23 protein-coding genes, 1 pseudogene and 1 riboswitch are annotated in these 26,217 nt (G+C 66.0%); of the genes and pseudogenes, 6 read left to right on the top strand and 18 right to left on the bottom strand.

The window, feature by feature from the left end; all coding sequences use genetic code 11:
- Positions 1–405: 405 nt before the first annotated feature.
- From DQG17_RS21955 to metZ, 8 genes and pseudogenes are all read right to left on the bottom strand, one after another.
- A pseudogene (locus tag DQG17_RS21955) lies at positions 406–592 on the bottom strand (glycoside hydrolase TIM-barrel-like domain-containing protein); the annotation flags it as partial.
- Between the two features lie 15 nt (positions 593–607).
- Entirely contained in the window at positions 608–1,669 is a 1,062-nt protein-coding gene (locus tag DQG17_RS04615; protein ID WP_116131580.1) for a glycine betaine/L-proline ABC transporter ATP-binding protein, read from the bottom strand.
- Between the two features lie 10 nt (positions 1,670–1,679).
- Complete coding sequence (locus tag DQG17_RS04610; RefSeq protein ID WP_116131579.1) at positions 1,680–2,714, bottom strand: proline/glycine betaine ABC transporter permease; 1,035 nt, start codon at positions 2,712–2,714, stop codon at positions 1,680–1,682.
- 105 nt (positions 2,715–2,819) lie between these two features.
- Complete coding sequence (locus DQG17_RS04605) at positions 2,820–3,788, bottom strand: ABC transporter substrate-binding protein (RefSeq protein WP_116131578.1); 969 nt, start codon at positions 3,786–3,788, stop codon at positions 2,820–2,822.
- A 502-nt stretch (positions 3,789–4,290) separates the two neighbouring features.
- Positions 4,291–5,739 (bottom strand): TrkH family potassium uptake protein, encoded by a 1,449-nt coding sequence (locus tag DQG17_RS04600; protein WP_116132583.1) that lies wholly within the window; start codon positions 5,737–5,739, stop codon positions 4,291–4,293.
- 50 nt (positions 5,740–5,789) lie between these two features.
- On the bottom strand, positions 5,790–6,893 hold the full coding sequence (gene folE2 / locus DQG17_RS04595; protein WP_116131577.1) for a GTP cyclohydrolase FolE2: 1,104 nt from the start codon (positions 6,891–6,893) through the stop codon (positions 5,790–5,792).
- Between the two features lie 253 nt (positions 6,894–7,146).
- Complete coding sequence (locus tag DQG17_RS04590; RefSeq protein WP_116131576.1) at positions 7,147–7,884, bottom strand: glutamine amidotransferase; 738 nt, start codon at positions 7,882–7,884, stop codon at positions 7,147–7,149.
- A gap of 108 nt (positions 7,885–7,992) precedes the next feature.
- Positions 7,993–9,171 (bottom strand): O-succinylhomoserine sulfhydrylase, encoded by a 1,179-nt coding sequence (gene metZ, locus DQG17_RS04585; RefSeq protein ID WP_116131575.1) that lies wholly within the window; start codon positions 9,169–9,171, stop codon positions 7,993–7,995.
- Positions 9,172–9,217: 46 nt separating this feature from the next.
- Positions 9,218–9,296, bottom strand: a riboswitch (SAM riboswitch).
- Positions 9,297–9,444: 148 nt separating this feature from the next.
- Between metZ and DQG17_RS04580 the strand changes: the two genes are divergently transcribed.
- From DQG17_RS04580 to DQG17_RS04570, 3 genes are all read left to right on the top strand, one after another.
- The gene (locus tag DQG17_RS04580) at positions 9,445–10,374 is read left to right on the top strand and encodes an alpha/beta hydrolase (RefSeq protein ID WP_116131574.1); all 930 of its coding nucleotides are present in this window, start codon (positions 9,445–9,447) and stop codon (positions 10,372–10,374) included.
- Positions 10,375–10,567: 193 nt separating this feature from the next.
- Complete coding sequence (locus tag DQG17_RS04575; protein ID WP_232829324.1) at positions 10,568–11,554, top strand: diacylglycerol kinase family protein; 987 nt, start codon at positions 10,568–10,570, stop codon at positions 11,552–11,554.
- A complete protein-coding gene (locus DQG17_RS04570) occupies positions 11,551–12,342 on the top strand; it encodes a metallophosphoesterase (protein WP_116131573.1) in 792 nt (263 codons plus the stop codon). Before DQG17_RS04575 ends, DQG17_RS04570 begins: the two co-directional genes overlap by 4 nt.
- 31 nt (positions 12,343–12,373) lie before the next feature.
- Here the strand turns inward: DQG17_RS04570 and DQG17_RS04565 are convergent, their stop codons facing one another.
- A complete protein-coding gene (locus tag DQG17_RS04565; RefSeq protein ID WP_116131572.1) occupies positions 12,374–12,985 on the bottom strand; it encodes an inner membrane-spanning protein YciB in 612 nt (203 codons plus the stop codon).
- Positions 12,986–13,055: 70 nt separating this feature from the next.
- Positions 13,056–13,970, bottom strand: coding sequence for a DMT family transporter (locus DQG17_RS04560; protein WP_116131571.1), 915 nt, complete (start codon positions 13,968–13,970; stop codon positions 13,056–13,058).
- Positions 13,971–14,000: 30 nt separating this feature from the next.
- On the opposite strand from DQG17_RS04560, the gene DQG17_RS04555 reads away from it, so the two are divergent.
- Positions 14,001–14,492, top strand: a complete 492-nt coding sequence (locus DQG17_RS04555) for an MgtC/SapB family protein (RefSeq protein ID WP_116131570.1) — start codon at positions 14,001–14,003, stop codon at positions 14,490–14,492.
- Here DQG17_RS04555 and ftsY read toward each other — a convergent pair whose 3' ends face one another.
- Positions 14,493–15,803: a signal recognition particle-docking protein FtsY gene (gene ftsY, locus DQG17_RS04550; RefSeq protein ID WP_116131569.1), complete on the bottom strand. Its 1,311-nt coding sequence runs from the start codon at positions 15,801–15,803 to the stop codon at positions 14,493–14,495.
- A gap of 167 nt (positions 15,804–15,970) precedes the next feature.
- On the opposite strand from ftsY, the gene DQG17_RS04545 reads away from it, so the two are divergent.
- The gene (locus tag DQG17_RS04545) at positions 15,971–16,384 is read left to right on the top strand and encodes a hypothetical protein (protein ID WP_116131568.1); all 414 of its coding nucleotides are present in this window, start codon (positions 15,971–15,973) and stop codon (positions 16,382–16,384) included.
- Between the two features lie 39 nt (positions 16,385–16,423).
- Here DQG17_RS04545 and xseA read toward each other — a convergent pair whose 3' ends face one another.
- Both xseA and DQG17_RS04535 read right to left on the bottom strand, forming a co-directional pair.
- Positions 16,424–18,031, bottom strand: a complete 1,608-nt coding sequence (xseA, locus tag DQG17_RS04540) for an exodeoxyribonuclease VII large subunit (protein WP_116131567.1) — start codon at positions 18,029–18,031, stop codon at positions 16,424–16,426.
- 2 nt (positions 18,032–18,033) lie between these two features.
- On the bottom strand, positions 18,034–18,225 hold the full coding sequence (locus tag DQG17_RS04535) for a hypothetical protein (protein ID WP_116131566.1): 192 nt from the start codon (positions 18,223–18,225) through the stop codon (positions 18,034–18,036).
- Positions 18,226–18,346: 121 nt separating this feature from the next.
- Here DQG17_RS04535 and purD point away from each other — a divergent pair, with 121 nt between their 5' ends.
- A complete protein-coding gene (purD, locus tag DQG17_RS04530; protein WP_116131565.1) occupies positions 18,347–19,621 on the top strand; it encodes a phosphoribosylamine--glycine ligase in 1,275 nt (424 codons plus the stop codon).
- A 158-nt stretch (positions 19,622–19,779) separates the two neighbouring features.
- Here purD and DQG17_RS04525 read toward each other — a convergent pair whose 3' ends face one another.
- From DQG17_RS04525 to DQG17_RS04505, 5 genes are all read right to left on the bottom strand, one after another.
- On the bottom strand, positions 19,780–20,943 hold the full coding sequence (locus DQG17_RS04525; protein ID WP_116131564.1) for a serine hydrolase: 1,164 nt from the start codon (positions 20,941–20,943) through the stop codon (positions 19,780–19,782).
- A gap of 290 nt (positions 20,944–21,233) precedes the next feature.
- Complete coding sequence (locus tag DQG17_RS22130) at positions 21,234–23,342, bottom strand: exonuclease domain-containing protein (protein ID WP_369907979.1); 2,109 nt, start codon at positions 23,340–23,342, stop codon at positions 21,234–21,236.
- On the bottom strand, positions 23,335–23,739 hold the full coding sequence (locus DQG17_RS04515; RefSeq protein ID WP_116131563.1) for a response regulator transcription factor: 405 nt from the start codon (positions 23,737–23,739) through the stop codon (positions 23,335–23,337). Before DQG17_RS04515 ends, DQG17_RS22130 begins: the two co-directional genes overlap by 8 nt.
- Position 23,740: 1 nt before the next feature.
- Positions 23,741–24,265, bottom strand: a complete 525-nt coding sequence (locus DQG17_RS04510) for a hypothetical protein (RefSeq protein WP_116131562.1) — start codon at positions 24,263–24,265, stop codon at positions 23,741–23,743.
- A 79-nt stretch (positions 24,266–24,344) separates the two neighbouring features.
- Entirely contained in the window at positions 24,345–26,186 is a 1,842-nt protein-coding gene (locus DQG17_RS04505; protein ID WP_116131561.1) for a DUF294 nucleotidyltransferase-like domain-containing protein, read from the bottom strand.
- Positions 26,187–26,217 lie beyond the last annotated feature (31 nt).

Raw genomic sequence — 26,217 nt, 5'->3', positions numbered from 1 at the left:
GAAACGACGTCTCGGTGCGATCCAAACCACTGAAAAGCGAACGTCTTCAAATCAACACCTGTCGGCATCGGCAGTGTTGAGAACTCTCCAAGTTTCTGGATTCACTGGGTGAAACCGGCGGGTCCACAGCTTGCCATGCGCAGGCCAGAACCTGCCGACTGCCGCAGGACGAACCGGAAGTCCGACAATGACGCCCTCAAGCGGCGAGAGCTGGACCTGCCCATCAAGCAGCCGCAGCGCCTCGTCGTGGGCGACGGGCTTCCGGGCCCGCGCCGCGAGGATGTAGGGCAGCAGCCGACGGGCCGTGGCCTCGGACATGGGATGGCCTTCAGACAGTGAGGGTGACGGTCTCGGAATTGCCCCGCCCCATGAGGACGGACAACAGGAAGACGCGGATCGTGAGGTTGTCGCCGGGCTTGAGCGGGCTGTCGTCAGCCCCGGTATCTCGGTTCCGATGAGGTGGGCGTCGACCCCGCCCGCCGCCGCGCAGAGATGGGCCTGGTGCAGCACCGTGCGCCGCAGGCCCCAGTCGCCACGAAGCCGACTGGCCCGAGACACTGAAGCCGGCAGGCGTGGCCGCGCCGAGCGCCGCCCCGTCGCTGCGGCGTCAGCTTGCCTTGGCGCGGATGCCCTCGTCCGACGCCGCAGAGGGCACAAGCGCGCGGACCAGCTTCTTCACCGACAGGATGCCGACCGGCTCGCCCTCTTTCGTCACGCGGTAGGAAAGGTTGGTGTCGCCACCCGACATGGCAATGACGGTTTCGAGATTTTCGTTGAGATCGACTTCCCCGGCCAGCCCCGATCGCGGCCCGGATTCCGGCTCCATGACCGAGCGCACCCGCAATACCCGGGCGCGGTTGATGTCCGAAATGAAGTCCGTGATATAGGGATCGTTGGGGTGCATCAGGATCTTCTGCGGCTCGCCCTGCTGAATCACCATGCCATCCTTCAGGATCACCAGATGGTCGGCCAGTTTCAGCGCCTCGTCCAGATCGTGGGTGATGAAGATGATGGTCTTGTGCAGTTCTTCCTGCAGTGCCAGCAGCAGGTTCTGCATGTCGGTGCGGATCAGCGGATCGAGCGCCGAGAACGCCTCGTCCATCAGCATGATGTCGGAATTCGACGTCAGCGCCCGTGCAATCCCGACCCGCTGCTGCATCCCGCCCGAAAGCTGGTGGGGATGCTGGTTGTCCTGACCCTCGAGCCCGACACGTTCGAGCCACTTGCGGGCCTCGTCCTCCCATTCGCTGCGCGGAACCCCCACGACATCGAGAGGCGTTGCGGCATTTTCCAGAACCGTGCGGTGCGGCAGCAGGGCGAAATGCTGGAAGACCATCGACATCTTCTCGCGCCGAAGCTCGCGAAGCTGGGTTTCGTCATAGGCAAGAACATCCTCGCCATCGACGATGACCTCGCCCGCCGTGGGTTCGATCAGCCGGTTGAGGTGGCGGATCAGGGTGGACTTGCCCGATCCTGATAGCCCCATGATGACTGTGATCTTGCCGGCGAGCATGTCGATGCTGATGTCCTTCAGGCCCAGAACGTGGCCGTGGGCCTCCAGCAACTCGGTCTTGTCCATGTCGTCGCGGACATGTTCCAGCGCCTGTTCGGGCTCGGGGCCGAAGATCTTGTAGAGATTCCGGATCGAGATCTTGATTTCGTCGCTCATGTTCCGTTCCTCATTGTTGATGCGCCACGTTCACGCGGGCCAGGGCCGCCTTTGTCACCCGGTCGAGGATGACAGCGAGCAGCACGATCCCGAGGCCCGCAACCAGACCGACCCCCAGTTCGAGATTTCGGATGCCGCGCAGAACCAGCACGCCAAGTCCCGGCGCCGAGACCAGCGAGGCGATGACGACCATGGCGAGGCTCATCATGATGGTCTGGTTGACGCCGGCCATGATGTTGGGCAGGGCCAGCGGGATCTGCACGCGCAGCAGCTTTTGCCGTGACGTCATGCCGAAGGCGTCCGCCGCCTCGATCACGCGCTCGTCGACCAGCCGGATGCCAAGGTTGGTCAGCCGGATCACCGGGACGATGGCATAAAGAATGATCGCGATGCCGTAGAGCTTGGGCTCCGTCACCGAGAACAGGAAGATCAGCGGGATCAGATAGACGAAGGTTGGCAAGGTCTGCAGCATGTCGAGGATTGGAATGGCAATTCTCTGGAATTTGTCGCTGCGCGACATGGCAATCCCGATCGGCACACCGATCACCACGCAGATCGTGGCGCAGACGAAGATGATCGCCAGCGTCTGCATGGCATATTCATAATAGTCGATGAAGGCGAGCAGCGCGATGCAGCCACCGACGAACGAGGTCAGCGCCACCGAGCGCGCGACAAGCTGAACCACCAGCATCATCAGCGGGATCATGATCCACCAGGGCGTTGTTGCAAACAGCCACAGCGCACCTTCGAGAAACCAACTCAGCGGCTGGGTGATCGGGTCGAGCACCACGCTCATCCCGTCCTTGATCGACAGGAATCCGTCCTCCAGCCCCTTTGTCACCGCGCGCGATTGCGGGAAGGAACCACAGGCGTGGTTGAGGGCGTCCATTGACGGGAACGGGAAATCCCAGAACGACGCGGCAGGAGCATCAGCGCCCTTGGTCTTGCCGATGAGGTCCGCCATGGACATCGGCGCCGTTGAGCTGCCGGCGTCGCACCAGTCACGCAGTCCGAGCGCGTTGAACAGGAAATCGTAGCTTGCCATGCTGGCTTGGTCTCCACTTTCGGGCCAAAGGCCATGTCATCCGACGGGGTGCGCCGGACGAAAGAAGTCGGGGTGGCGCGCACGCCACCCCGTTGAAGGAAGACTTCAGTTGAGAACCGCGGAGAGCCTCTCGCGCGCGTCGTCGCTCAGCCAGCTCGACCAGACATCCTTGTAATTGGTCAGGAAATAGACCGCCGCCTCTTCGCCCGAGGCGTTGTTTTCATCCATCCAGGCGATGACGGTGTTCATGTCGTTGACGTTGAAGGTGACGTTCCGCAGCAGTTCTGCGACCTCGGGCTGCCGTTCGGCGAAATCGGCGGTGACAACGGTGACCACGGGGGCAGCCGGGAATGACGATGCCTTCGGATCGGGGGTGTTCCGGTTCTGGTTGGCGGCATGGATTTCGGCGTCATACGGGCCGAGGTCGACCGCAACCATGTCGTATTTGCCAAGCAGCGGGGTCGGTGCCCAGTAGTACCCGAACCAGGGCTCTTTCTTTTCGTAGGCCGAGGCCATCGAGGTCGCCAGAGTCTCGCCCGACCCGTGGCTGAAGACCTCGATGCCGTGACCCTGCAGGTCGAAGGCCGGGATCAGGTTGTCATTGACGATGCGGCAGCCCCAGCCGTCGGGGCAATTGTTGAAGACACCGCCAACCAGCTCGGGATTGGCCAGAACGCCCTCGATCGTCTTCAGTTCAGGATGCGCTTCGGCCAGGTAGGACGGGATCCACCAGCCCTCGACCCCACCCGGATCGAGCACACTGCCAAGTTCCTCAACCTTGCCGCCCGCCTTGAGCTTGGCATAGGCGTCGCCGGCGGAATTGACCCAGAGTTCGGACACGGTATCGGGTTCGTTGTTTTCGGCAATCGAGGTGATCGCGGGAACGGTATCAGAGGGCACGACCGAAACCTCGCAGCCATACCCCTGTTCCATCAGGAATTTTTCGACATTGGTCACGACCTCGGACGAGGCCCAGTTCATTTCGGCGATCGACACCTCGCCGCAATCGGCATGTGCGGCGAGCGGAAGGCCCAGTGTGAGGACCGAGGCACAAAACAGTGTCTTGCGGTTCATAGGATGCTCCTTTGGCATTTTTTGGATGCCCCCACGTGCCCTCGTGACAGCGTTCGCTGTCAGGGCCGCCGGGACGGATGCGTCATTTGTGAATGATCTGCGATGGTGGCCGCAGCGGTCATGTCCGGATCGGTTTCAACCCGAACGATAAAAGGATCTGCAGAGATCCGCAGCGCCGGTCTCACCAGCACTTGAACGGTCTGTCGCAGCATTCATCAAGATCACATGACATGTCTTTATTCGACTATGTCCGAGATTCCAACCCGACATTGCCGAAATACGACAGGATACGTCGCGTTTCCTCGACTCGACCGGGTTGAGAGGTGGAGATTTTTTCGCTCGAACCCGTCCCGCGCATCGGACTTGCCGCAGCGTTCGACGCCGTATGGCAAGGGCGCGATGGCCCTTTACCGCATGGCGGACGCACCCGATCCAAGAAGCCGGGAGTTGGCAAAAACTGCTTCAATGGCAGCAGGATAGCGGGCTGAACTCCGGTGGCACCTCAGCCGCGCCAGAAGGCGACGGTGAAGATTGCGTAGACCGTCAGCACCTCGAGCCGTCCAATCAGCATCGCCGCCGACAGCAGCCATTTTGCGGTCGAATTCAGCGGCCCGAAATTCCCCGAGGGTCCGATCACGTCGCCAAGCCCCGGACCGATGTTCGCCAGCGCCGTCGCCGCCCCCGAGATCGAGGTGGTGAAATCGAGCCCGGTCATGGCCAGCAGGACCGACAGGATCCCGAGCGAGACCGTGAACAACAGGAAGAACGACATGACCGAACTGACCACATCCTCGCCGACCCGCCGCCCGTCATAGCGCAGCGGGAACACCCCGCGCGGCGAATGCAGCGCGCGGATCTGGGTCATGATCGCGCCGAACAGGATCTGATAGCGAAAGATCTTGACCGAACAGGCAGTCGAGCCCGCGCAGCCGCCGACGAGCCCGGCAAAGAAAATCAGGATCATCGGGAACGGACCCCAAAGCTGATAGTCGACGCTGGCATAGCCTGTGCCCGAGATGATCGAGACCGAGTTGAACAGCGCCTCGCGAAAGCTCTCCTCGAACCCGCGTTCGTCAAAGGCGACCTGAAACAGCGCCAGCACCAGCGCCACCGTGAAGATGAACCCCAGATAGGTCCGGATCTGGGTATCGCGCCAGAGCGGCTGCGCCTGCCCGGCCAGCAGCTGGATGAAGCGCACGAACGGGATGCTGGCAAGGATCATGATCAGCGTGGCAAAGTATTCGGGCGCGCCCTGATAGGGCCCGAACGAGGCATCGGTGGACGAAAACCCCCCCGTCGAGATCGACGTCATCGCGTGATAGAAGGCGTTGTAGGTGTCCATCCCCAGCGCCACATAGCCGACGGTCGCAAAGATCGTCAGCCCGATATAGATCCAGGTAATGCGCCCCGCGATCTCGGCCGCACGCGGCAGGATCTTGCCCATGGTCTCGAAGGCCTCGGTGCGAAAGATCTGCATGCCGCCGACCCGAAGCTCTGGCAGAAACACCATCGCGACGACGATGATCCCGATACCGCCCAGCCACTGCAGCAGCGCACGCCACAGCAACAGCCCTTTCGGCAGCGACTCGAGGTCCACGAACACGGTCGCGCCGGTCGTTGTCACGCCCGACATCGCCTCGAAATAGGCATCGGTAAAGCTTGCCTCGGTCGCGCCGAAGATGAAGGGCAGCGCCCCGAACAGCGGCAGCGCCGCCCAGACGCTGGTGGCGACAAAGAAGGTCTGCTGGATCGTCAGCCCCGCGCTGACCACATTGCGGCAGGCGATTGCCATGATCGTGCCGCACATGATGGTGATGACGGAGGATTCGAAGAACACCGTCCAGTGGCCGTTGCCGGAATACAGATCCACCGCCAGCGGCACCAGCATAACCACCCCAAGCGTGGCGACCAGAAGGCCCACGACGTATCCCACCGGACGCAAGTCGATCATGCGCGCAGCGTTGGCGGTCGGCGCGCCGGCTGTCAAGCGGACCCGCGGCGTCAGCCGACGTGGGAAAGGGTCTGGAACAGCCGCGGATCGAGGCTTTGCGCGTCGAACGTCGTTCCCTCGACCAGAAGCCCGATCGCGTCATGGCTGTGCAGGCTTTCCTGATGGCTGGCAACCACGCGGAAATCGCCGATCCGCGGATCGGCCTGCAGTTCTGCCGCGAACAACCGGGCCGCATCCTCGACAAAGATCGGATTGGCGGCGTTCAGCTCGGCAAAGGCCTGTTCGTCCTCGCGTTTGACCATGACCTGGGTTTCGGTCGGCACCGCGCGGCGGCAGAGTTCGATCAGGTCCTCGAACCACAGGCACCCCGCATCAGGCGCAATCACAGCCGAGATCCGCGCGACCGAGCGCTGGGAATGCGGCGTGGCCAACTGGCCGCGCTGCTGGCGCGCGTGTTCCGACAGTTCCAGCGAACAGGGGCAGGTCGAGGAATAGACATAATCGAGATGCAGGATTTTCAGCCGAACGCCGTCCCGGTCCACCATTTCCAGCGCGATGTCGTAGTACTGATAGCCCTCGAGCCCCGAGCGCAGCGAACCGACCTTCATCGGGAACGAGACCCGCATCAGGATCCGGGCGTCGAAACTGTCGAGGTCGCGCTTGTAGTCCTCGAGCGCCCGCTCGATCACCTCGAAGCTGAAGGTATCTTCTGCCGAGCGATAGAAGCTGCGCATGATGCGCGACATGTTGATACCCTTGCGCCCGGCCTCGAGGCTGACCGTGCCTGTGACCGAAGTCTCGAGCGTCCACTCGCCGCCATCGCGACGGCGATAGCGGATCGGCAGGCGAAAGTTCGAGATCCCGACATGCTCGATGCGCCGCTTGTCGCCACGGATCAGGCTCTCGGGGCCATTCTGCAGATCGGGCATGGTCGCACGATAGTCGTCGTCGGCATCGAATGCCTCGGGATAGGCGCGGCTGAGCGCCGGATAGAGATTGCCGCTGCCCTGCGCGACAAGTCCGGCCACGGCCGGGTCGAGATCGGTGATCTCGACGTCGCTTGCGGCCGCAGCCCAGCTGCGCAGCAACTCCAGCGCCTGGCGCGCCTCCTCCCGGGTCGGATCCCGGAACATGTCGGTCAGGTGCAGATTCATTGCAAACCTCGTCAGTCAGCCTGGCGCCCGACCAAAGTCGGGACTGGGGGCCGATTTGTCCAGTGTCAGATAGACTTTTATACGGGCGTTGGCACGGATCGGATCAGTCTGGGGGCACGGTGCGCGCAGGACGTCGGGGAAATTGCCTTGGATGCCTGCGCGCCCCGGGGAGATACCCGGCCGCCCTGCCCATGGTCCCTGCCCTCGTCCGTCCGGCCATTCGCGTGACACAGGGGCGATGGCCCTTCCGCCCTCAGCCATACCGCGCCACGAAGTTCCGCAGGATCCGTGGCGCGTGGGAGGTGTCGCTGGCCAGCACGGCGGCTGTCAGCGCCGCGGCCTCGTCGGGGTGGAAATAGCCCTTGTGCTTATAGATCTCGATCCTCAGCGCAAACACCGGTCCGTCGGCTTCGGGGTGGAACTGGGTGGCATAGACGTTCTGGCCGTGGCGGATCATCTGGAACGGGCATGGCTCTGAACCGAGGATCTGCACACAACCGCGCGGCAGCGCCTGCACCGCCTCCTTGTGGCCCACGAGCGCCTCGAACCGGTCGGGCAGACCGGCAAGGATCGGATCGGATCGGCCGGCCGCTGTCACATTGCAGGCCACGGCGCCTACCGGCTCGCCATATCGCGCCTTGGAAACTTCGGCGCCGAGATGATGCGCAAGGATCCCGATGCCATAGCAGCAGCCGAGGAACGGAATGTCCTGCGCGGTGATCTGCGGCATCAGGCCGAGGATCCCGGCCTCGATCCGCTTCTCGACCGCAGGTTTGCCCTCGTCAGGGTCCGAGACGCAGCCCGGCCCCCCGCCGACGATCACCCCGGCATAGTCCGTCAGGTCCAGATCGTCCGGGATCGCCTCGCGTTCGAGCCGCAGCCTGCGAGTCTGATCGTCGCGCAGCCCGCCCTTGTCCAGAATCGCCTCGAACTCGTTGTCCGATGCCTCAGGTTCGGGGCGCAACTGCAGGATAAGGAAGGGTTTCGTCATCGCATCCTCCTTGACGCCGCGACTGTTGTCGCAAGCTGCCGCCAAAGATCAGGCACCCCGCCCCAGAGCCCCCACATCAGCACCCGGCCGGTCACGACAGGCATCCGCTCAGACCGCGTCGAGCGCCTGCTTGACGTCGGCGATCAGGTCGTCCGTATCCTCTATCCCAAGGCTCAGCCGCACCAGACCGGGCGTGATCCCCAGTTCGGCCTTCTGCGCATCGGACAGCCGCTGATGGGTCGTGGTCGCGGGATGGGTGATGATCGACTTGGCGTCGCCGAGGTTGTTCGAGATCAGCACGATCTTCAGCGCGTTCAGGAACCGGAACGCCGCCGCCTGCCCGCCCTTGAGGTCGAGCGCCAGCACCGTGCCGCCCTTTTCGAGCAGACGGCCCGCCAGTGCGTGCTGGGGATGGGTTTCGAGCCCCGGATAAATCACCCGATCGAGCCGGCCGTCCCATTGCAGCGCCTCGGCCATGGCCTGCGCCGTGGCGGCCTGTGCCCTGACCCGCAGGTCCATGGTTTCGAGCCCCTTGAGCATGATCCAGGCGGTAAAGGGGCTCATCGATCCGCCGGTATGCTTGAGATAGGGCTCGACGATCTTGCGGATGAACGCCTTGCTGCCAAGGATCACGCCTCCCAGCGCCCGGCCCTGCCCGTCGATATGCTTGGTCGCCGAATAGATCACCACATCGGCGCCCTGATCGAGCACCCGCGACAGGACCGGCGTGGCAAAGACGTTGTCGACAATCACTGTGGCGCCGACCTTGTGGGCGATCTCGGCCACCGCCGGCAGGTCGATGACCTCGAGCGTCGGGTTCGAAATGGTCTCGCAGAACACCGCCTTGGTGTCGGGCCGGATTGCCGCGGCCCAGGCGTCAAGATCGGTGCCGTCGACGAAGCTGACCTCGACCCCGAAGCGGCCGAGAATGTCCTCGAGGATATACAGGCACGACCCGAACAGCGCGCGCGCCGCGACCACATGATCGCCCGCCTTCAGCAGTGCCGTCAGCGCCCCGTTCACGGCCGCCATGCCGCTTGCCGTGGCAAAGGCATCCTCGGCGCCTTCAAGTGCTGCGATCCGGTCCTCGAACATCCGCACCGTCGGGTTGCCATAGCGGGCATAGATGAACTCGTCGGGGCCCGCCTCGATAAACCGCGCCTCGGCCTGTTCGGCGCTGTCATAGACGAAGCCCTGGGTCATGAAGATCGCTTCGGCCACTTCGCCGTACTGGCTACGGCGGGTGCCGGAGTGAACGAGTTTCGTGCGCGCTTTCCAGTCGTCCATCGGAGGACCTCCAAACAAAGAACCCCACCGCAAGCCAGCGGCGGGGTATCCCACGTCTCTGACCTCTTTAGCGGATTGTTTAACGTGGTCCGCAAGCCGGTGCCCAAATCGCCACGTGGCTCCCCGTAGCCCCGGAACGGTGGTGGCGTCAAGCAACCGAAGGCCACCGATTGCCGATCCGTTACCCCGCCGTCACGATGCTGTAACACCAGCTTCACCGGACTGAAGCAGTCTCGCGGTATTGTTACCACAAGATGTTGTGGAACCCGTGTCATGCCACTGTTCAAGGTCAATGCCACCGCAGGCCAGCTTGCCAACCTCGCAGAGCTCGATGCAGGGCTGCGGGCAGCGCTTGCCGCCACCAGTCCCGAGGCGCCGGTGGTGGTGCTGATCCATGGCTACAAGTTCTCGCCCGCCCGGGCCAAGACCAGCCCCCACACGCATATCCTGTCCCTCGATCCCGTGCGGTCCGACTGGAAGACCCTGTCCTGGCCGCGCGCGCTGGGGATCGGCCATGACGCGCCGGACGAACCGCTCTGCATCGCGTTCGGATGGGAGGCGCGCGGCACGCTTTGGCAGGCCTATGGACGGGCCGCCGAAACCGGACAGGCGCTGGCCCGTCTGATCGCGCTGATCCGGCAGATCTGTCCGGGCCGGCCGGTCGATGTGCTGGCGCATTCCTTCGGGGCCCGTGTCGCCCTTGCCGCCCTGCCGCACCTGCCCGCCGGCGCGATGGGTCGCGCCGTGTTGCTGGCACCGGCCGAGATGTGTTCGCCTGCCGCGGCCTGGCTTGCCACGCCCGCCGGCCGCACGGTCGAGATCCTCGCGGTGCGGACCGGCGAGAACGGCCTTTATGACCGCGCGCTCGGCTGGCTGGTGGCGCCGCACCGGATCGGCGACAGGGCGCTCGGTCTTGCCGCCGCCCCGGCGCCGAACTGGACCAGCCTCGACATCGACCGGCCTGAGGTGCGCCGCACGCTCGCCGCCCATGGCCACCGGATCGCGCCGCGCAAATCCTGGGTCTGCCACTGGTCGGTCTATCTGAGGCCCGGTCTTTTCCCGTTCTATCGCGCCGTGCTGGACCGCCGGCTGCCGCTTTCGGCACTGCGCCAGCCGGCGCCGCCATCCGCACCGTCGCTGCGCGCGCGGCTGGGACAGGCAGCGCTTCGCCCCCTGCTGCTGGCACGGGGTCAGGCATCCTGACACTGCCGGACGGGGACGACGGTCGCCTCGGTCGACACGGGACGGCGCGCCAGCCGCGTCGCCCGGGGCTGTGCCGCCCCGATCCCGCCTCCCGTGACATGCCCTGGAACAGAACCCCCGCCACCGCGTTGTGACCCCATGTCTTGACCGACTTGCACTCCGGGTCCCCTGTTCCAACCGAAGGCCGACGCCCTTGCTGATCCATGCCGAGACCGCCAGTTCCGCTCCCGTCGCCATCCCGTTCGCCGCCGGCGACGACCGGCCGATCCATGTCATCGCCAACCCGCGGTCGGGCACCAATGCCCGCGATCGCGGTGCGCTTGACGCCGCGCTGCAGGTCTTGGGCGAGCGTGTGCATCTTGCCCGCTTCGGCCCCGGCAAAAGCATCGAAACGCTGGTCGAGGATGCCTGCCAGCAGGGTGCGGGGCTGATCGTGGCGGCTGGCGGCGACGGGACCGCGAACGGGGTTGCCGCGGCAATGCTGGGGCGCGAGGTGCCGATGGCGGTGCTACCGCTTGGCACCTTCAACTATTTTGCCCGCGGACTGGGATTTTCCGAGGATCCGGCCGAAGCGGCGCAGCAGATCCTTGCCGGTGGCGTGCACCCGATCCGGATCGGGGTCGTGAACGGCCAGGTCTTTCTCAACAATGCCAGCATCGGGCTGTATCCGCGGATCCTGCGCGAGCGGGAAAGCATCTATGCCACCTGGGGCCGCAGCCGGCTGGCGGCACATTGGTCGGTGATCCGGTGCTTCCTGCGGTTCCGCAAGCCGATGCGACTGCGGCTGCGCATCGACGGCGCCGAAACGATCCACCGCACCGCGCTGGTGTTCATCGCCCGCTCGACGTTCCAGCTCGACCGCTTCGGACTGGCGGGAGAGGCGGCCATCTCGGACGATCGGTTCGCCGTGCTGGTGGCACGGGCCGACCGCCGCCGCGATCTGTGGCGCACCGCCGCCAAGCTTGCCGCGCGGGTGGCCGAACCGGGCAGCGATTATGACTTTCACAGCGCGTCCGAACTGGTGATCGAGGCACCGTCGCGGCGTCACCTCTATCTTGCCTATGACGGCGAGAAGCGGCGCGCGCCAACGCCGTTCACGTTCCGGATGTCCGAGGACCGGCTGCAGATCGTGCTACCGCCACAACATGCGGCCCTGTCCGGGGGAACGGCCAGCACATGAGCCGGATCCTGCACCTGTCCGACCTGCATTTCGGTCGCGAAAGGCCCGAGCTTGAGGCGCCGTTGCTGGCGGAGATCGACCGGCTGGCGCCCGATCTGGTCGCAATCTCGGGCGATTTTACCCAGCGGGCGCGGATCTCGCAGTTCGAACGCGCCCGCGCCTTCCTCGGCCGGATCGGGGCCAGGGTGCTGGCGGTACCCGGCAACCACGATACGCCGCTCGACAATCTGTTCGTGCGGATGCTCTGGCCCTGGGCGCGCTATCGCGCCGCCATCGCGCGGGATCTGGAGCCGCGCTATTGCGACGACAGGATCGCGGTTGTGGGCGTCAACACCGTGAACCGCTTCGCCTGGCAGCGCGGGCGGATCTCTTCCCGTGCCGTTGGCCGGGTCTGTGCGGCCTTTGAGGACGCGGGCGACAGGGTGCGGATCCTGGTGCTGCACCACCCGCTGGAGCATGGTCCCGACATCGACAAGCGGTTGATGCGGGGCGCGCGCGGGGCGCTGGCCGAGTTCGAGTCCTGCGGCGCGGATCTGGTGCTGTCGGGGCATCTGCACAATCTGCGCACCACCCCCTTTGCCGCGGCGCCGGGGCTGCTGTTCGTGCAGGCAGGCACCGGATTGTCGACCCGGCTGCGCGGCGAGCCCAACACCTTCAACCTGCTCGACGTCTCGCGCCAGTCGGTACGGATCACCACCTTCGGGGCCGAGTCGGACGCGTTCGAAACTGTGGGCGAGATCGGCTTTTACCGCGAGGGCCGCGCGTGGCGTCAGGCGCCGTCGCCTTGACGGCCCTGTCCGGCCACCGCGGCGCCGGACGCTATTTCGCGTCCTCTTCCTGATCGACCTCGAGGTATTTCTGCAGTCCCAGGATCTGCAGCCAGAGAAAGACCATCAGCGCGATCGGAAAGCCGAAGGTCTCGATCTTGACCCAGGCGTCGGTCGACATGGTGCGCCACACCACCTCGTTGGCGATGGCCAGCACGGCAAAGCCAAGGGCAAGGCGACGGGTCAGCTTCATCCAGCCTTCCTGTGCCATGGGCAGGAAATCTCCCAGCACCCAGGCGAGGTAGCTTTTGCCCTGCAACAGCCCGATGCCGAGCATGATCGCGAAGATGCCATAGACGATGGTCGTCTTCATCTTGAAGAAGGTTTCGTCGTTGAACCACACCGTCAGCCCGCCGAACACGATCACCAGCACTGCCGTCATTGCCTGCAGTCGCGACAATTGCCCGGTCAGCTTCCACAGCACTGCCATCGCGACGAGCAGGATCGGCACGAAGGCGGCAGCCGCGACGATGAAACCGTCGTAGTCGCGCCCCATGATGTGGAAGGTGCTGTCGCGCATCCACAGGTAGGCAACGAAGAACGCCAGCGGCGGTCCGAGTTCGAGCGCCTGCCGCAGGATCGGGTTCACGGTCTTTTCTTGCATGTCGTCCTCTCGGGGCGGGAAATGCCTTGGCCGCTGACACCGCGTTTTCGGGGCCGTGTCAACCATCCTGTCAACCGCCGAACTCCACGATCACGGCACCGAGCGCGATGACGATCATCAGGGCCAGCCGCCGCGGGCCGACGGTTTCCTTCAGAAACAGCCAGCCGATTGCCGCGGCGAAGACGGTCGAGGTCTCGCGCAGCACCGCCGCCTCGCCGACCTTGTCGAGCCGCGTCGCCAGCATGATCGAACCGAAGCTGCCCCAGGCGACGAAGGCGCCGATCAGCCCGCGCCAGATCAATGGACGAGGATCGGGGCGGTGGCGCAGGTTCTTCCAGCGCAGTGCTGCAATCACCGGCATGTCGAGTGCCGTCATCATGAAGAACCAGGCAAGGAAGGTGAAGGGATCGGGGGTGAAGCGAATGCCATAGGCGTCGTAGGTGGTATAAAGTGCCACCAGCGCGCCGGTTCCGACCGCCAGCATCAGCGCATGAACCAGCGTGTCGCGGTCGACCTCGACATGGATCAGGTTATAGACGGCAAGTCCGAAGATCCCCGACAGCAGCACTGCCATGCCAAGCCACTGCAAGGGCGCGAAGGTCTCGCCAAAGATCAGCCAGGCGCCGATCACGGCAAACAGCGGCCCCGAACCGCGCACGACCGGATAAACCACGGTGAAGGCCCCGCGCGAGAACGCCAGCGCCATCCCGACCTTGTAGGCGAAATGGATCACCATGGCGCCGCCGAGAATCAGCCAGGCCCCGCCCTCGGGCCAGGGCACCAGAAACAGCGCGATCGGCGCCGACAGCACCGCCAGCCAGGCATCGATCATGCCGCGGCTCAGCCAGGGATCGAACCGGCCCTTCTGCAATGCACCGAAAATGGCGTGCAGCAGGGCCGCCGAAAGCGCCAACACCATCGCCATCTGGCGTCCGGCGTCTGTCCCTTCGAGGGACTGGATCCAGTCGGCCGGATTGCTGACCATCAGGCGCGGCCCGTGCTAGGGTCACAGGCGATGCAACAGATCCTCGATCTCCTCTCCGCCGAACTGGCGGGGTCGTTCGCCGGCACCGACTGGCGGGTGGCGACGCTGCGGCTGGTGATGGCAAGCCTGATGGGGGCTGTGATCGGCTTTGAACGCGAGGTGACGGGCAAACCCGCGGGGATGCGCACCCATATCCTCGTCGCACTGGCCGCCTGTCTTTTCGCGCTGATTGCCCAGCACATCACCGTCACAATGTCCGCGACGGGGCCTGACATGCGATTCGATCCGCTGCGCCTGGTCGCGGCGATCACCAACGGTGTCGCGTTCCTCGGTGCCGGCACGATCATCGTCGCGCTCCACCGGGTGAAGGGTCTGACCACGGCGGCCGGCATGTGGCTGGCGGGGGCGGTCGGACTGGCCACTGGCATCGGCAGCCTCGGCCTCGCGCTGATCGCGACGGCGTTGGCAGTCGTCATACTGGGTCCGTTGAAATGGCTGGAAAGGCCGCCGCACGACAAGTGATCACGCAGCAGCACCGGTCAGCGCGCGGGCGAAGTCGTCGGGGTCGAAGGCCTGCAGATCGTCGATCTGCTCGCCGACGCCGATGGCGTGGATCGGCAGGCCGAAACGGTCGGCAAGCGCCACCAGCACGCCGCCCTTTGCGGTGCCGTCAAGCTTGGTCATGACAAGGCCCGAGACATCGGCGAGTTTGCAGAAGGTCTCGACCTGGCTCAGCGCGTTCTGGCCGGTGGTGGCGTCAAGCACGAGCAGCGTGTTGTGCGGGGCGTCGGGATCCTTCTTGCGGATCACGCGGACGATCTTGGCAAGCTCTTCCATCAGATCGGCGCGGTTCTGCAGCCGGCCGGCGGTATCGATCATCAAAAGGTCGGCGCCGTCGCGCTGCGCCTTTTCCATCGCGTCCCAGGCAAGGCTGGCGGGGTCCGAGCCCTCGGGCGCGGTCAGCACCGGCACCCCGGCGCGCTCACCCCAGATCTGCAGCTGTTCGACGGCAGCGGCCCGAAAGGTATCGCCCGCTGCAATGACCACGGTCTTGCCGGCGGCGCGGAACTGGCTGGCGAGCTTGCCGATGGTGGTGGTCTTGCCCGATCCGTTGACGCCGACGACCAGCACCACCTGCGGTTTTTTCGGATAGATCGGCATCGGGCGCGCCACAGGCTCCATGATGCGCGCCACTTCGGTTGCTAGCAGGTCCTTGATTTCGTCGGTCGAAAGCTTCTTGCCGAAGCGGCCCTCGGCAATGTTCGCCGTCACCCTCAGCGCGGTGTCGACCCCCATGTCCGAGGCGATCAGAAGCTCTTCGAGGCTTTCCAGCATCGTGTCGTCCAGCACCCGCCGCATGACCGTGCGCGGCTCGGCGCCGCCCCGGCCGAGCAATCGGCCGAGGAACCCCGGCCGATACTCCGGCGGCACCTCTTGCGGCGGGCTCTCGGGCGGCAGGTCGGGACCGGGCCCGCCCGGATCGATGGGCTCGGGGTCGGTCGGCTGCGGGTTGCCGGGAGGCGGCTGGTCGGGCATCGGATCGGGGATGTCGGGCACCTCGACGGGCGGGTCAGACCAGTCTGGATCGTCGCTTGCCCCGACGCGCGCGGTTTCGAGCACCCGATCGGGGATCGCTCCGTCCTCGTCGTCACCCGCTTCGGTCCCGGCCGGCGCACCGACGCGGGCGCGAAGCTCGTCCTCGATCTCGGGAACCGGGTCTGCTGCGGACAGAAGTTCTGCCTTGCCGCCATCCTGAACGATGGCGTCGAGCCCCTCCCCGATCTTCGAGGAGGACTTGAACATCCTGTCCTTGAGTTTCTTGAAGAATGCCATGGTCGTGTCCTTCCGCTAGGCATGAGATCACCTAATCACACGCGGGAGAATATGGAAGCCTCCGGTTTGGCAGGATCTGGGTCCGGGCGGGTCGGGTCCCTGCAAGGTGACTGGATCGTGCGTTCCCGATCTGCCATGCTGGGGGTGCAGTCAACACCCGGTCCGACATGAATCCAGCCCTTGCCCTCGTCTTGGCGCCCGCGCTTCTGCTGATCTCCCTGCCCGAGGCCCGGGCGGCTGAACCGCCGATGACCGCGGAAGAGTTCGATGCCCATACCCAGGGAAGGACGCTTTACTTCTATGCCGAGGGTCAGGCCTATGGCATCGAACGCTATCGTCCCGACCACCGCGTGACCTGGTCGTTCCTCGATGGCCGCTGCAAGGACGGCCGCTGGTATCAACAGGGGCGGTTCATCTGTTTCGCCTATGACGACGTTCCCGAGCCCCAATGCTGGACCTTCTATGCCGAGGGCGACCGGCTGCGCGCCCTGTTCGAGGATCGCCCGGGCGAAACCGAGCTTTACGAGGCAGGCGAGGCTGACCAGCCGATGATGTGCCTCGGTCCCGAAGTCGGCGCCTGAGGCCGCGGGCCTCACGGGCCGCAGCCCGAACCTCAAGGCTCAGAACAGGCTTCCCTGCTCGGGCTTGGGTTTCTTACGCCGCGGCGCAGGCTTTTGCCCCCCGGCATCGGTTTCCGGCGCGGCCGTGGGGCTTCCGCCCGTTGAAACCGTGACCCGCCCGTCCTGGAACTGGATCTCCAGCGCCGCTGCGGCTTCGGCGGCGGCGGCCGTTGCAATCACCCGCCCCTCGGCGCGCACGACGGCAAACCCGCGCTTCAGCGTCTCTTCATAGTTCAGGCTCTGCAGAACCCGGTCGAGCCCCGCCAGCCGGTCGCGCCATTGTCCGGTGCGGCGCGCGCCGTCGGCGGCCAGCCGCCGCGCAATATCCTCCATCTCGCGGCGGCGGCGGCGGTTTTCACGTTCGATCATCGCCGGCACCAGACGCGCGGCAAGCTGGTCGACCTCGCGCCGGGCCAGCCCCTGCCGCCGGGCCAGCGCCGGAAGCCTGCGGGCGTCGAGCCCGGCGACCCGCTCGGACAGGTCCCTAAGCCGCGCGCGCAAGGTGCCCGGCCGCAACACCGCCGACACCTGCGCCAGCCGCGCCTGACGCCGCAACACCCAGGCCTGCAGCGCGGCAGGCAGCCGGGAGGCCGCCATGTCGAGCCGCTGTCGCGGGCCGGCCAGCAGGCTCTCGGCCCCGGGCAGCGCAAGGCTCAGGTCGCGCAGCCGTTCGCCGCGCCGCCCCATTCCCCGCGCCAGCGCCCCCGACAGCCGCGCCCCCAGCGCATCGCTTTGCGCGATCAGTTCGAGCCGCACCGGCACCGCAATCTCGGCCGCCGCGGTCGGCGTCGGAGCCCGGCGGTCCGAGACATAGTCGATCAGCGTCGTATCGGTTTCGTGCCCCACAGCCGAAATCAGCGGGATCTGCGAGGCCGCCGCCGCCCTGGCCACGATCTCCTCGTTGAAGCCCCACAGATCCTCGATCGAGCCGCCGCCGCGGGCGACGATCAGCACATCGGGCCGCGGGATCGCCCCGCCAGGGGCCAGCGCATTGAAGCCACGGATCGCGGCCGCGACCTGGGGCGCGCAGTCCCGGCCCTGCACCGCCACCGGCCAGATCAGCACCTTGCGGGGAAACCGGTCGCGCAGGCGATGCAGGATGTCGCGAATGACAGCGCCCGAGGGCGAGGTGACAACCCCGATGACCTCGGGCAGATAGGGCAAGGGGCGCTTGAGTTCCGCCGCGAACAGTCCTTCGGCCTCGAGCTGCTTCTTGCGCTTCTCGAGCATTGCCATCAGCGCGCCGACGCCCGCAGGTTCGACCTGATCGACGGTCAGCTGATATTTCGACTGGCTACCGAAGGTGGTCAGCTTGCCGCTTGCCACCACCTCCATCCCTTCCTCGGGCATCACGGTCAGGCCGGGCAACTGCCCTTTCCAGGTCACCGAGGCGAGAACGTTCTGCGCATCCTTGATGTCGAAATAAAGATGCCCCGAGCGGGCGCGAAACACGCGGCCGACCTCGCCCCTGACCCGAATCCGGCCAAAGGCGCCCTCGAGCGTCTTGCGCACCGCGCCCGAGATTTCGGACACGGTGTATTCCGGCGCGTTCGATCCCGGGCCCTGACCGCCCGCATCCTCGAAATCGTCGTCAAGAAGATCGGACATGCTCAGCGCAACTCCGGTTGCTGCAATTCCGGCACCGCAATGCCGCGTTCTTCCATCAGCGCCAGGATCGTGCCCGGGATCCCGCGGCAGCCGCAATGGGCGGCATGATCGAGATGCCAGGCAAGACGCTGCTCTTCGGTCGGGTTCTTCGGCATCGGATGGTCCCCGTGCCAGTCCTTGTTGGTCTTGCCCATGGCAGGCCTCCCTCGAAACGCGCGCTTGCCGATCTTTCCCATGGATCGGCACGGGGTTCCAGCGCTTGTCCGCGCGGGCCGCGTTCGGTATCGGGAACCGACGAGCATACCGGGGAAAGCCATGAACATCCTGATCCTTGGCGGCGGCGGCCGCGAACATGCCCTCGCCTGGGCCATCCTGCAGAACCCGAAATGCGACCGACTGATCGTCGCGCCGGGCAATGCCGGGATCGAACAGATCGCCGAATGCGCCTCGTTCGACATCTGCGATGGCGGCGCTGTGGTCGAATTCGCCGAGGCCGAGGCAATCGACTTTGTCGTCGTCGGCCCCGAGGCGCCGCTTGCCGCGGGCGTCGCCGACCGGCTGGCCGAGGCCGGTATCCCGGTCTTCGGTCCCTCGGCCGCGGCCGCGCGGCTCGAAGCGTCGAAGCGCTTCACCAAGGAAATTTGCGACGCCGCCGGCGCCCCAACCGCTGCCTGGGCGCGGTTCGACGCGGCCGGCCCTGCAAAGGCCTATGTGAGGGACCAGGGCGCCCCGATCGTGGTCAAGGCCGACGGGCTTGCCGCCGGCAAGGGCGTGATCGTGGCGATGACCGAGGACGAGGCACTGGCGGCGATTGACGAGATGTTCTCGGGCGCCTTCGGCGCGGCCGGCGCCGAAGTGGTGATCGAGGAATTCATGGAGGGCGAAGAGGCAAGCTTCTTCGTTCTTTGCGACGGTGAAACCGTGCTGCCCGTCGGCACAGCGCAGGATCACAAGCGCGTCGGCGAGGGCGACACCGGCCCCAATACCGGCGGCATGGGCGCCTATTCCCCGGCCCCGGTGATGACGCCCGAAGTGACCGAACGCGCGCTCGAGCGTATCGTGAAGCCGACGATGGCCGAGATGGCGCGCCGCGGCACGCCTTACAAGGGCGTGCTCTACGTCGGGCTGATGATCGAGGACGGCGAACCGCGGCTTGTCGAATACAACGTCCGCTTCGGCGATCCCGAATGTCAGGCGCTGATGATGCGGCTTGGCGCGCAGGCGCTCGATCTGTTGCTTGCTGCGGCCGAGGGCCGGCTCGGCGCGCGCAAGGTCAACTGGGCGGAAGATTTTGCCCTGACGGTCGTTCTGGCAACCAAGGGCTATCCCGGCGACTATCCGAAGGGCAGCGTGATCGGCGGGCTCGACGGCCTGCCCGAGACGAGCTGGGAAAAGGTGTTTCACGCCGGCACGACGCTGGTCGATGGCAAGGTCACCGCAACCGGAGGCCGGGTGCTGAACGCCACGGCGCGCGGCCGGACGCTCGCCGAGGCACGCGAGCGCGCCTATGCGCTGGCCGAGGCGGTGGACTGGCCCGAGGGCTTTTTCCGCCGCGACATCGGCTGGCGCGCGCTTGAGCGCAAGGACTGAGCCTGCGCGGCCGCGTGCCGGTCGTGCCTGTCTGTGCCACCTGAGGGCTGCACGGGCCCTTTGGCGGCAGCCCTGCCGCCCGTCGTCCGGCGCCTTGCTGCGCCGCCTCCGGTTGGGCCGGGCGCGTGCTGGCGCACGCGCTCGCACCCGTTGCGGCATCAGTCCATCGCGCCCGGCAGGCTTGCCAGCATCGAATTGGCCAGCCCGGTCATGGTCTCGTCCATGTCGAAATCGAACTTGTTGATTGCCATGAACACCGCCGCCTGCTTTTCGGGGGCAAAGGCGACATAGGCCATGTAACCCGCATGTGCGCCCGCCTTCTGCATCGTGGCGGGGGTGTGATCGGTGCCGTCCATGAACACCCAGCCCATCCCCATCGCATCGAGCGCACCGGATTCGTCCATCAACGACACCGACTTGTAGTCGGACCGCCGGCCATGCGGCGCATGGTAGATCTTTCGCACCCGGTCATCGCCGGTGCCGTCGCCGCTCGCAAGGTTCCAGCGCATCCAGGTCTGCAGATCCTGCGCGGTGGTGAAGATCCCGCCCGAGGCCCCGACCAGATCGCTTCCCGGCACCATCGGCAGTTCCGACCCGTCGAAGAAATAGGACGGCAGCAGCCGGTCCATCGCCGCGGGCGCAACCTCGTTCGCGGTGTCGACCATTCCGAGCGGTCCAGTCACGTATTCGGCCAGCGCCTCGGTATAGCTGGTGCCGTTCGCCGCGCCGAGCGCCGCGCCGAGGATCTGGAAGCCGAAGTTCGAATAGAGGATCCGCGACCCCGGTTCGAACATCAGATCGTGCGCGCCCATCCAGGCTTCGATGGCGGGCAGCGTCCTGGCCATATCCGGGTTGCCATCCGGCCCCGGTTCCACCGGCAGGTCCCGCGGCAGCCCCGAAGCCTGACCCACCAGATCGATCAGCCGCAGCGGCACACCATTCAGCTCTGCGCCGGGCAGATCGGGCAGATACGTCGTCACCGGATCCTCGGCCGCAATCTTGCCCGCGGCGATCATCGCCGCCATCACCTGCCCCGTCAGCACCTTTGTGACGGACCCGATGCGAAAGATGCTGTCTGCAGCCGGCGGCTCGCCGCCCGGGCCACTGCCGACCGTGCCGATGTAGGACGCATCGCCCATGACGGCGACAAGGACGCCCGCCGGCGGATCGACCTGATATTCGAGCAAAATCTCGTACATCTGCGCGATGTCGTCCAGCATCGCCTGTTCTGCGCCTTCGGCGGCCGCAAGACCGGGCGTGGTGGCAACGCACAGGGCGAGGGCCGCCTGTCTCCAGGTGGGGGTTGCGGACAGAAATGTCATGCGGGGGTCCTTTCGGGTGGTGGCCGATCGCGACAAATGGGCCGTTGGCAATGCCCGCAGACTGGCACTGCCGCGCAAGAGCGATCAAGCTGCGCACCAATAAGAATGCAGAAATTCTCCGCAAATACACCCATTCGGTGCAAATTTGCCGGAAAGTCCCTGCCAGCCCCGGTGGGAGCCATGCCGGGCTGCGACATCGCCCGGACCGCACCGCTGTAGGCGGTGCCATGCCCAACTGTCACGGCCGCATGGGCAATGCGGCCGGAACTGGCGGGAGCAGCCCCCGTCCCCTACTCCGGGGCGTGCTCGGGGCTGTTGAGATCCTTCAGCAGCCGGCCATGTTTGCGCACCGCCGCAATCACATCGCCAAAGGTGCGGCAGCCCTTGCCCTCCAGCATCGGGATCATCTTTTCCAGCGCGGCCGCGGTCGCAATCGTGTCGCCCATCGCGGTGTGCCGCGCCTCGGCCGGAATCACGATCCCCAGCCGCTCGGTCAGCGCGTCGAGCGTATGGGTCTCGGACTGCCCGAACACCACGGCCGACAGCAGCACGGTGTCGAGCACCGGGTTGTCGAACTGCACGCCGATATCCGCCTCATGCCGGCGCAGGAACTCCAGATCGAAGGGCGCGTTGTGGGCGACCAGCACCGCCCCCTTGGCAAAGGCATGAAACCTGCGCCCGGCGACGGCAATCGGCGGTGCATCGGCCACCATCGCGTCTGTGATGTGATGCACCTCGGTCGAGGCCGCGGGGATCGTCCGGCCGGGGTTGACCAGGCTCTCGAATTCCTCGCCCGGCACGCGTTTGCCGCCAAGCAGCCGCAGCGCCGCGATCTGAACGATCTCGTCGCCCGAGGATGGCAGAAGCCCGGTGGTCTCGGTGTCGAAGACCACGCAGGTCAGATCGCGCAACGGGGTCTTTGCCAGTTCTCCGCTCGGCTCGCGGTCGAGCAGGTCGAAGTCATAGACCGCCGAACGCCGTGCCGGAGCCACCGCCGCCTTGGCCGGCCGTGCCACCGGCAGCGGCATGCGCAGGATCGCGCGCCCCGCCATCCCGGGCTCCGGCCAGGCCTCGGTGCCATGCGCCTCGAGCACGCTGCGCCCGGTGACATTTGCAAGCCCCACTTCGAGCGGCACGTCGAGCCAGCCCTCCAGCAGCCCGATCTGCAACACCGGCCCCTGCCAGCCGAGCGTCAGCAACGCTCCGGCCCCGTCGTCGTCAACAGCGATCCTGAGCGACAGCGCGCGGGCGCCGAGAACGGTGACCAGCCGCTCGCACAGGTGGGTCAGCAGCGCGCCGATCTGGAAGGCATCGCAATGCAACACGAGCGGTTCCGCCTCTGCGATCAGCGTGACGCGGTCGCGTGCCATCAGCGCCACGACGCTCTCGACCAGTTCCGACGCCTGCACGTCCTCCATGGGCCACCAGTTGCCGTGTTCGGTGTCATAGCGTTGCGCCAGATCGGTAATCGCTTGGCTCAAAGACCCCACCTCGCTCATCAGCGCCGCCCTCCCCTCGCCCGCCTCGCCCGCCCCCGAGGCGAGAACGGTCTGCAAATTTGCCGCCGGCCGACGCACCCGGTCGAACAACTCCTCCAGCAGTGCCTCGCGGCCCGCGTGCAGTGCAAGATCGGCGGTAACGTCCCGCAGCGTCAAGACATATCCCGGCGCCTCGGCGCTGCGGCCGGGCAACGTGACCAGGCGCATGCGCCCCGCGAGCATCTGGCCCGACTGCACCGCCACGCACAGCACATCGCAGGCCGCATCGCGCTGCTGGCTCTGCACAAGCCGGTCATAGGCGTTGCAGATCGGTCCCTGGCTCAGATAATCCAGCACCGACCGGTCGAGCCCCGGCGTCATCTCGCCCGACAACAGCCCGTGGGCTGTGCCGTTGTAGAACACGATCTGGTGGTCGGACGAGCACAGCATGACGCCCGCCGGCACATCGGCCAACAGCACCTGCAACCGGGCGTTTTCGATCGCGAGCCGCGTGGTTTCGCGCTCGACCGCCTCGGCAAGCGCATTGCGGGTCTCGGCCAGGGTGCCGGTAATCGCCTGTGCGGCCGGCGCCAGATCGCCCAGATAGCGTACGTGTTTCAGATCGATATCGCCCGCCACCTCGGCGTGGGCCCGCGCCCGCAACAGCCCGGCAAGCTTCAGGATTGCCTTTGCGACATGTTCGTCGAACATCAGCCAGATCCAGACGATCAGCCCCAGCAGACCGAAGATCGCCACCAGACCGGCGTCGATGAAGGCTGGCGCTGCCTCGACCCCCGGCGGCACCTTGTTGTATCCGATCCAGAGACCGGCAAGGATCACCCCGACGCCGCCCAATGCCAGCACGACGAAAAACAGGAACACCCTGAGGCGCAGGCTCAGCCGTTCCATTCGGTCAAGCATCGCTTTCCTCCGTTGCACCCGACAGCAGGCGGCGCGCCTCGGCCATCAGATCCGACAGGTTGAAGGGCTTGGCGACAAACCCGTCGGCCCCGAGTGCCAGCCCCTTGCGCCGCTCCATCGCATTGCCGCGCGCCGTCATCATCAGGATCTTCACGCTCGCAAGCTCGGGATCGAGGCGGATCTGCTGGCAGACCTCATAGCCCGAGATCCCCGGCAGCATGACATCGAGCAGCACCAGATCCGGTCGCTCGGTCGCGATCTCGGTCATCGCCGCCTCGCCGGCGTCGACCCGCCTGACCGCCCATCCCTCGCGCCCCATCACATGGATCAGCGCAAGCGCGATATTGTCCTCGTCCTCGACAATCAGGATGCGGGCGGGACGGGTCTCTGCATGCATCTCATTGCTCCTCCTTGCACAGAGCTTCTGCTGCGGTGTCATCCTCGGCAAGCGGCACCCAGACCGCACCGGTCACCGCGCCGCTCTCCTCCAGCGTCACGGTCTCGACCAGCGGCGCGACGCGGCGCCCCTCGCAATCCCAGATCATGGTCACCTTCCGCACCGGCGCCCAGCGACCGAACGCCAGCAGATCGGCGATCCGCAGCCCCGGCGCACCGGGATGGCGGCGCACCGACCCGGCATCGACGGCAACGAAGCGGTCGACGATCGGATAGCCATAGGTCCAGGGCCGCCAGGCCTGACGCAGGCCATGGGTCGCCGTGACCACGAAGGTCTCGGGCAGATCGGCCTTGGTGCGTTCGAACCAGGTGTATTCCAGTACCATGGCGACAAAGATCATCCCCAAGCCGGCCGCCACAGGTGTCAGCCAGCGCGGCAGGCGCCCACCGCTCAGCCGCGACAGCCCCATCACGATGCCGGCGGTCATGATCCCGGCAACGACGGCGGCAATCAATTCCAGAAACATGTCCCCTCCCACGATACGCGCGTCCGCCCCGGGCGGCGCGCTCCGGTCCGCTCCGGGGGCAAACCCCGGACGGACCCTTTCAACTCAGCATACCCTTGCCTTGCCCGATTGCCGACTGCATCGTGCGCACCACGACGAAGGCATCGCGCAGGTGGCTGCGTTCCAGATCGCTCAGATCCGAGGGCGGCATGAAGTTGTCGGGCTTCAGGCCATTGCGGATCTCGCTTGCCTGATTGCGCAGCCGGGTCTCGGCGATCAGGTCGTAGGCGTCAATCAGATCATGCGCGCCCGAGCGCGAGATGACCCCCTGCGCCTCGGCTGCCTCCAGCCGCGCCCGGGTGTTGACCTGGGTCAGCGTGCCCCGCAGCGAATAGATCCGCCCCAGATCGACGACCGGCACGACGCCGTTCATCTTCAGGTCCAGTTCGTTCTTGTGTTCGCCCGACTTGACCGTGGCAAAGCCGCGAAACAGGCCCAGAGGCGGCGTGTGCTTCAGCGAATTGGCGATCATATGGCTGACGAAGATCGAATTGGCGCGGGCGAGCCTGAGCGTGTCGAGCTGCAGGTCCTGAAACAGCCGGGTCGCGCCGCCGATCGGGCGCAGGTCGAACATGACCGAGGCCAGCATCTGGGCCATCGGGTCGGGCGTTTCGATCCAGCTGCGGAAATAGCTGCGCCAGGTCGCGGCGCGCTGCCGCCAGCGCGGCGTCGTCGCCATCATCTCGCCCGGGCAATAGAAGTATCCGCAGGCGTCGAGCCCGTCGGACACGAACTTTGCCAGCCTGTCGAAATAGACCAGATCGTCGTCGGTCGCCGCATCGTCGAGGATCAGGCAGTTGTCCTGGTCGGACACGCCCGTCTGTTCCTGCCGGCCCTGCGATCCGCAGGCCAGCCACAGATAGCCGACCGGCGCCGCACCGAGCTCTGCCTCGGCCAGTGCCAGCAGCCGGCGGGTGCAGGCATCGGCGATGTCGGTCATCAGCCGGGTGACAACCTCGTGCCGGCTGCTGGCGCCAACCAGATGCATGAGAAGTTGCGGCAACCGGGCGGTCACCGCAGCCATCTGCTGCGGTGTCTCGGCCATGGCGATGTCGCTGACCATCGAGGCCGAACTGACGGCCTGAAACCGGGTCAGGTCGGTCTGGGTCAGAATGCCGACAATGCGGTCGCCCTCGGTCACGGTGACATGGCCGACCCGGCGTTCCAGCATCACGTGCAACAGGTCCGAACCGAGCGCCGATGGCGAAAGGCTGACCGGATCGGTGGTCATGATCCGGCTGACCGGAATATCGCCCGGCAGGCCCGAGGCGACCGCCCGTGTGGCCATGTCCCGCAACGTGACGATGCCCAGAAGCCGCCCCTCGTCCACCGTGATGGCAAGGCTCGACACATGGTTGTCGCGCATCAGTTCCGCCGCCCGGCGGATCGGGGTTTCAGGCGGAACGGTGATCGGGTCGCGCGCCATCAGGTCGCCGACCCGCTGTGTCGCCAGCTCGCCGCGGCGTTCGCGCAGCACGGTGCGGCCGCGGTCGAAAAACCGGGCAAAGACCGGGCTCGACTGCATCAGGCGGCGAAATTCCTCGACCGGCAACAGCAGCAGCCGGGTCTCCTCGATCGCGCGCGCATTGGTCATCGCCGCGCCCTCGCGCACCAGCCCACGTTCGCCAAAGGAATTGCGCCCGCGCAGCAACGACACCGGCGCGTCGTTTTCGTCGGTGATCTCGATCCCGCCGGTCTCGATCAGGAAAAGACCTTCGAGCACGTCGCCGATCCGATAGACCACCTCGCCCGGTCCAACCTCGCGCTGCCGGAAGATGCCGGCAAGCCGACGCAATTCCTCGCGTTCGAGACTGTCATAGGGATGGACGCCTTCGAGAAACCGCATGACGCGCTTGTGGTCGGCAGAGACCGGGTCTGACATCGGATCACCATCGCAATTGGGGACTGAAAGA

Origin of the sequence: Tropicimonas sp. IMCC34043 (assembly GCF_003390845.1) — a bacterium.
Classification (GTDB): Bacteria; Pseudomonadota; Alphaproteobacteria; order Rhodobacterales; family Rhodobacteraceae; genus Tropicimonas.
Note: the sequence above shows the minus strand (reverse complement) of the source record. Positions and strands in the feature narration are given on the sequence as shown.

Excerpts from the sequence above, each read along its gene's own strand:
- metZ (WP_116131575.1), bottom strand. The coding sequence starts at position 9,171 with ATGGACGACTGGAAAGCGCGCACGAAACTCGTTCACTCCGGCACCCGC.
- DQG17_RS04545 (WP_116131568.1), top strand. The coding sequence starts at position 15,971 with ATGAATCCAGCCCTTGCCCTCGTCTTGGCGCCCGCGCTTCTGCTGATC.
- DQG17_RS04580 (WP_116131574.1), top strand. The coding sequence starts at position 9,445 with ATGCCACTGTTCAAGGTCAATGCCACCGCAGGCCAGCTTGCCAACCTC.
- DQG17_RS04535 (WP_116131566.1), bottom strand. The coding sequence starts at position 18,225 with ATGGGCAAGACCAACAAGGACTGGCACGGGGACCATCCGATGCCGAAG.
- DQG17_RS04600 (WP_116132583.1), bottom strand. The coding sequence starts at position 5,739 with ATGATCGACTTGCGTCCGGTGGGATACGTCGTGGGCCTTCTGGTCGCC.
- DQG17_RS04515 (WP_116131563.1), bottom strand. The coding sequence starts at position 23,739 with ATGCATGCAGAGACCCGTCCCGCCCGCATCCTGATTGTCGAGGACGAG.
- ftsY (WP_116131569.1), bottom strand. The coding sequence starts at position 15,803 with ATGGCATTCTTCAAGAAACTCAAGGACAGGATGTTCAAGTCCTCCTCG.
- DQG17_RS04570 (WP_116131573.1), top strand. The coding sequence starts at position 11,551 with ATGAGCCGGATCCTGCACCTGTCCGACCTGCATTTCGGTCGCGAAAGG.
- DQG17_RS22130 (WP_369907979.1), bottom strand. The coding sequence starts at position 23,342 with ATGCTTGACCGAATGGAACGGCTGAGCCTGCGCCTCAGGGTGTTCCTG.
- DQG17_RS04525 (WP_116131564.1), bottom strand. The coding sequence starts at position 20,943 with ATGACATTTCTGTCCGCAACCCCCACCTGGAGACAGGCGGCCCTCGCC.
- DQG17_RS04510 (WP_116131562.1), bottom strand. The coding sequence starts at position 24,265 with ATGTTTCTGGAATTGATTGCCGCCGTCGTTGCCGGGATCATGACCGCC.
- DQG17_RS04560 (WP_116131571.1), bottom strand. The coding sequence starts at position 13,970 with ATGGTCAGCAATCCGGCCGACTGGATCCAGTCCCTCGAAGGGACAGAC.
- DQG17_RS04565 (WP_116131572.1), bottom strand. The coding sequence starts at position 12,985 with ATGCAAGAAAAGACCGTGAACCCGATCCTGCGGCAGGCGCTCGAACTC.
- DQG17_RS04610 (WP_116131579.1), bottom strand. The coding sequence starts at position 2,714 with ATGGCAAGCTACGATTTCCTGTTCAACGCGCTCGGACTGCGTGACTGG.
- folE2 (WP_116131577.1), bottom strand. The coding sequence starts at position 6,893 with ATGAATCTGCACCTGACCGACATGTTCCGGGATCCGACCCGGGAGGAG.
- DQG17_RS04590 (WP_116131576.1), bottom strand. The coding sequence starts at position 7,884 with ATGACGAAACCCTTCCTTATCCTGCAGTTGCGCCCCGAACCTGAGGCA.
- DQG17_RS04605 (WP_116131578.1), bottom strand. The coding sequence starts at position 3,788 with ATGAACCGCAAGACACTGTTTTGTGCCTCGGTCCTCACACTGGGCCTT.
- xseA (WP_116131567.1), bottom strand. The coding sequence starts at position 18,031 with ATGTCCGATCTTCTTGACGACGATTTCGAGGATGCGGGCGGTCAGGGC.
- purD (WP_116131565.1), top strand. The coding sequence starts at position 18,347 with ATGAACATCCTGATCCTTGGCGGCGGCGGCCGCGAACATGCCCTCGCC.
- DQG17_RS04555 (WP_116131570.1), top strand. The coding sequence starts at position 14,001 with ATGCAACAGATCCTCGATCTCCTCTCCGCCGAACTGGCGGGGTCGTTC.
- DQG17_RS04505 (WP_116131561.1), bottom strand. The coding sequence starts at position 26,186 with ATGTCAGACCCGGTCTCTGCCGACCACAAGCGCGTCATGCGGTTTCTC.
- DQG17_RS04615 (WP_116131580.1), bottom strand. The coding sequence starts at position 1,669 with ATGAGCGACGAAATCAAGATCTCGATCCGGAATCTCTACAAGATCTTC.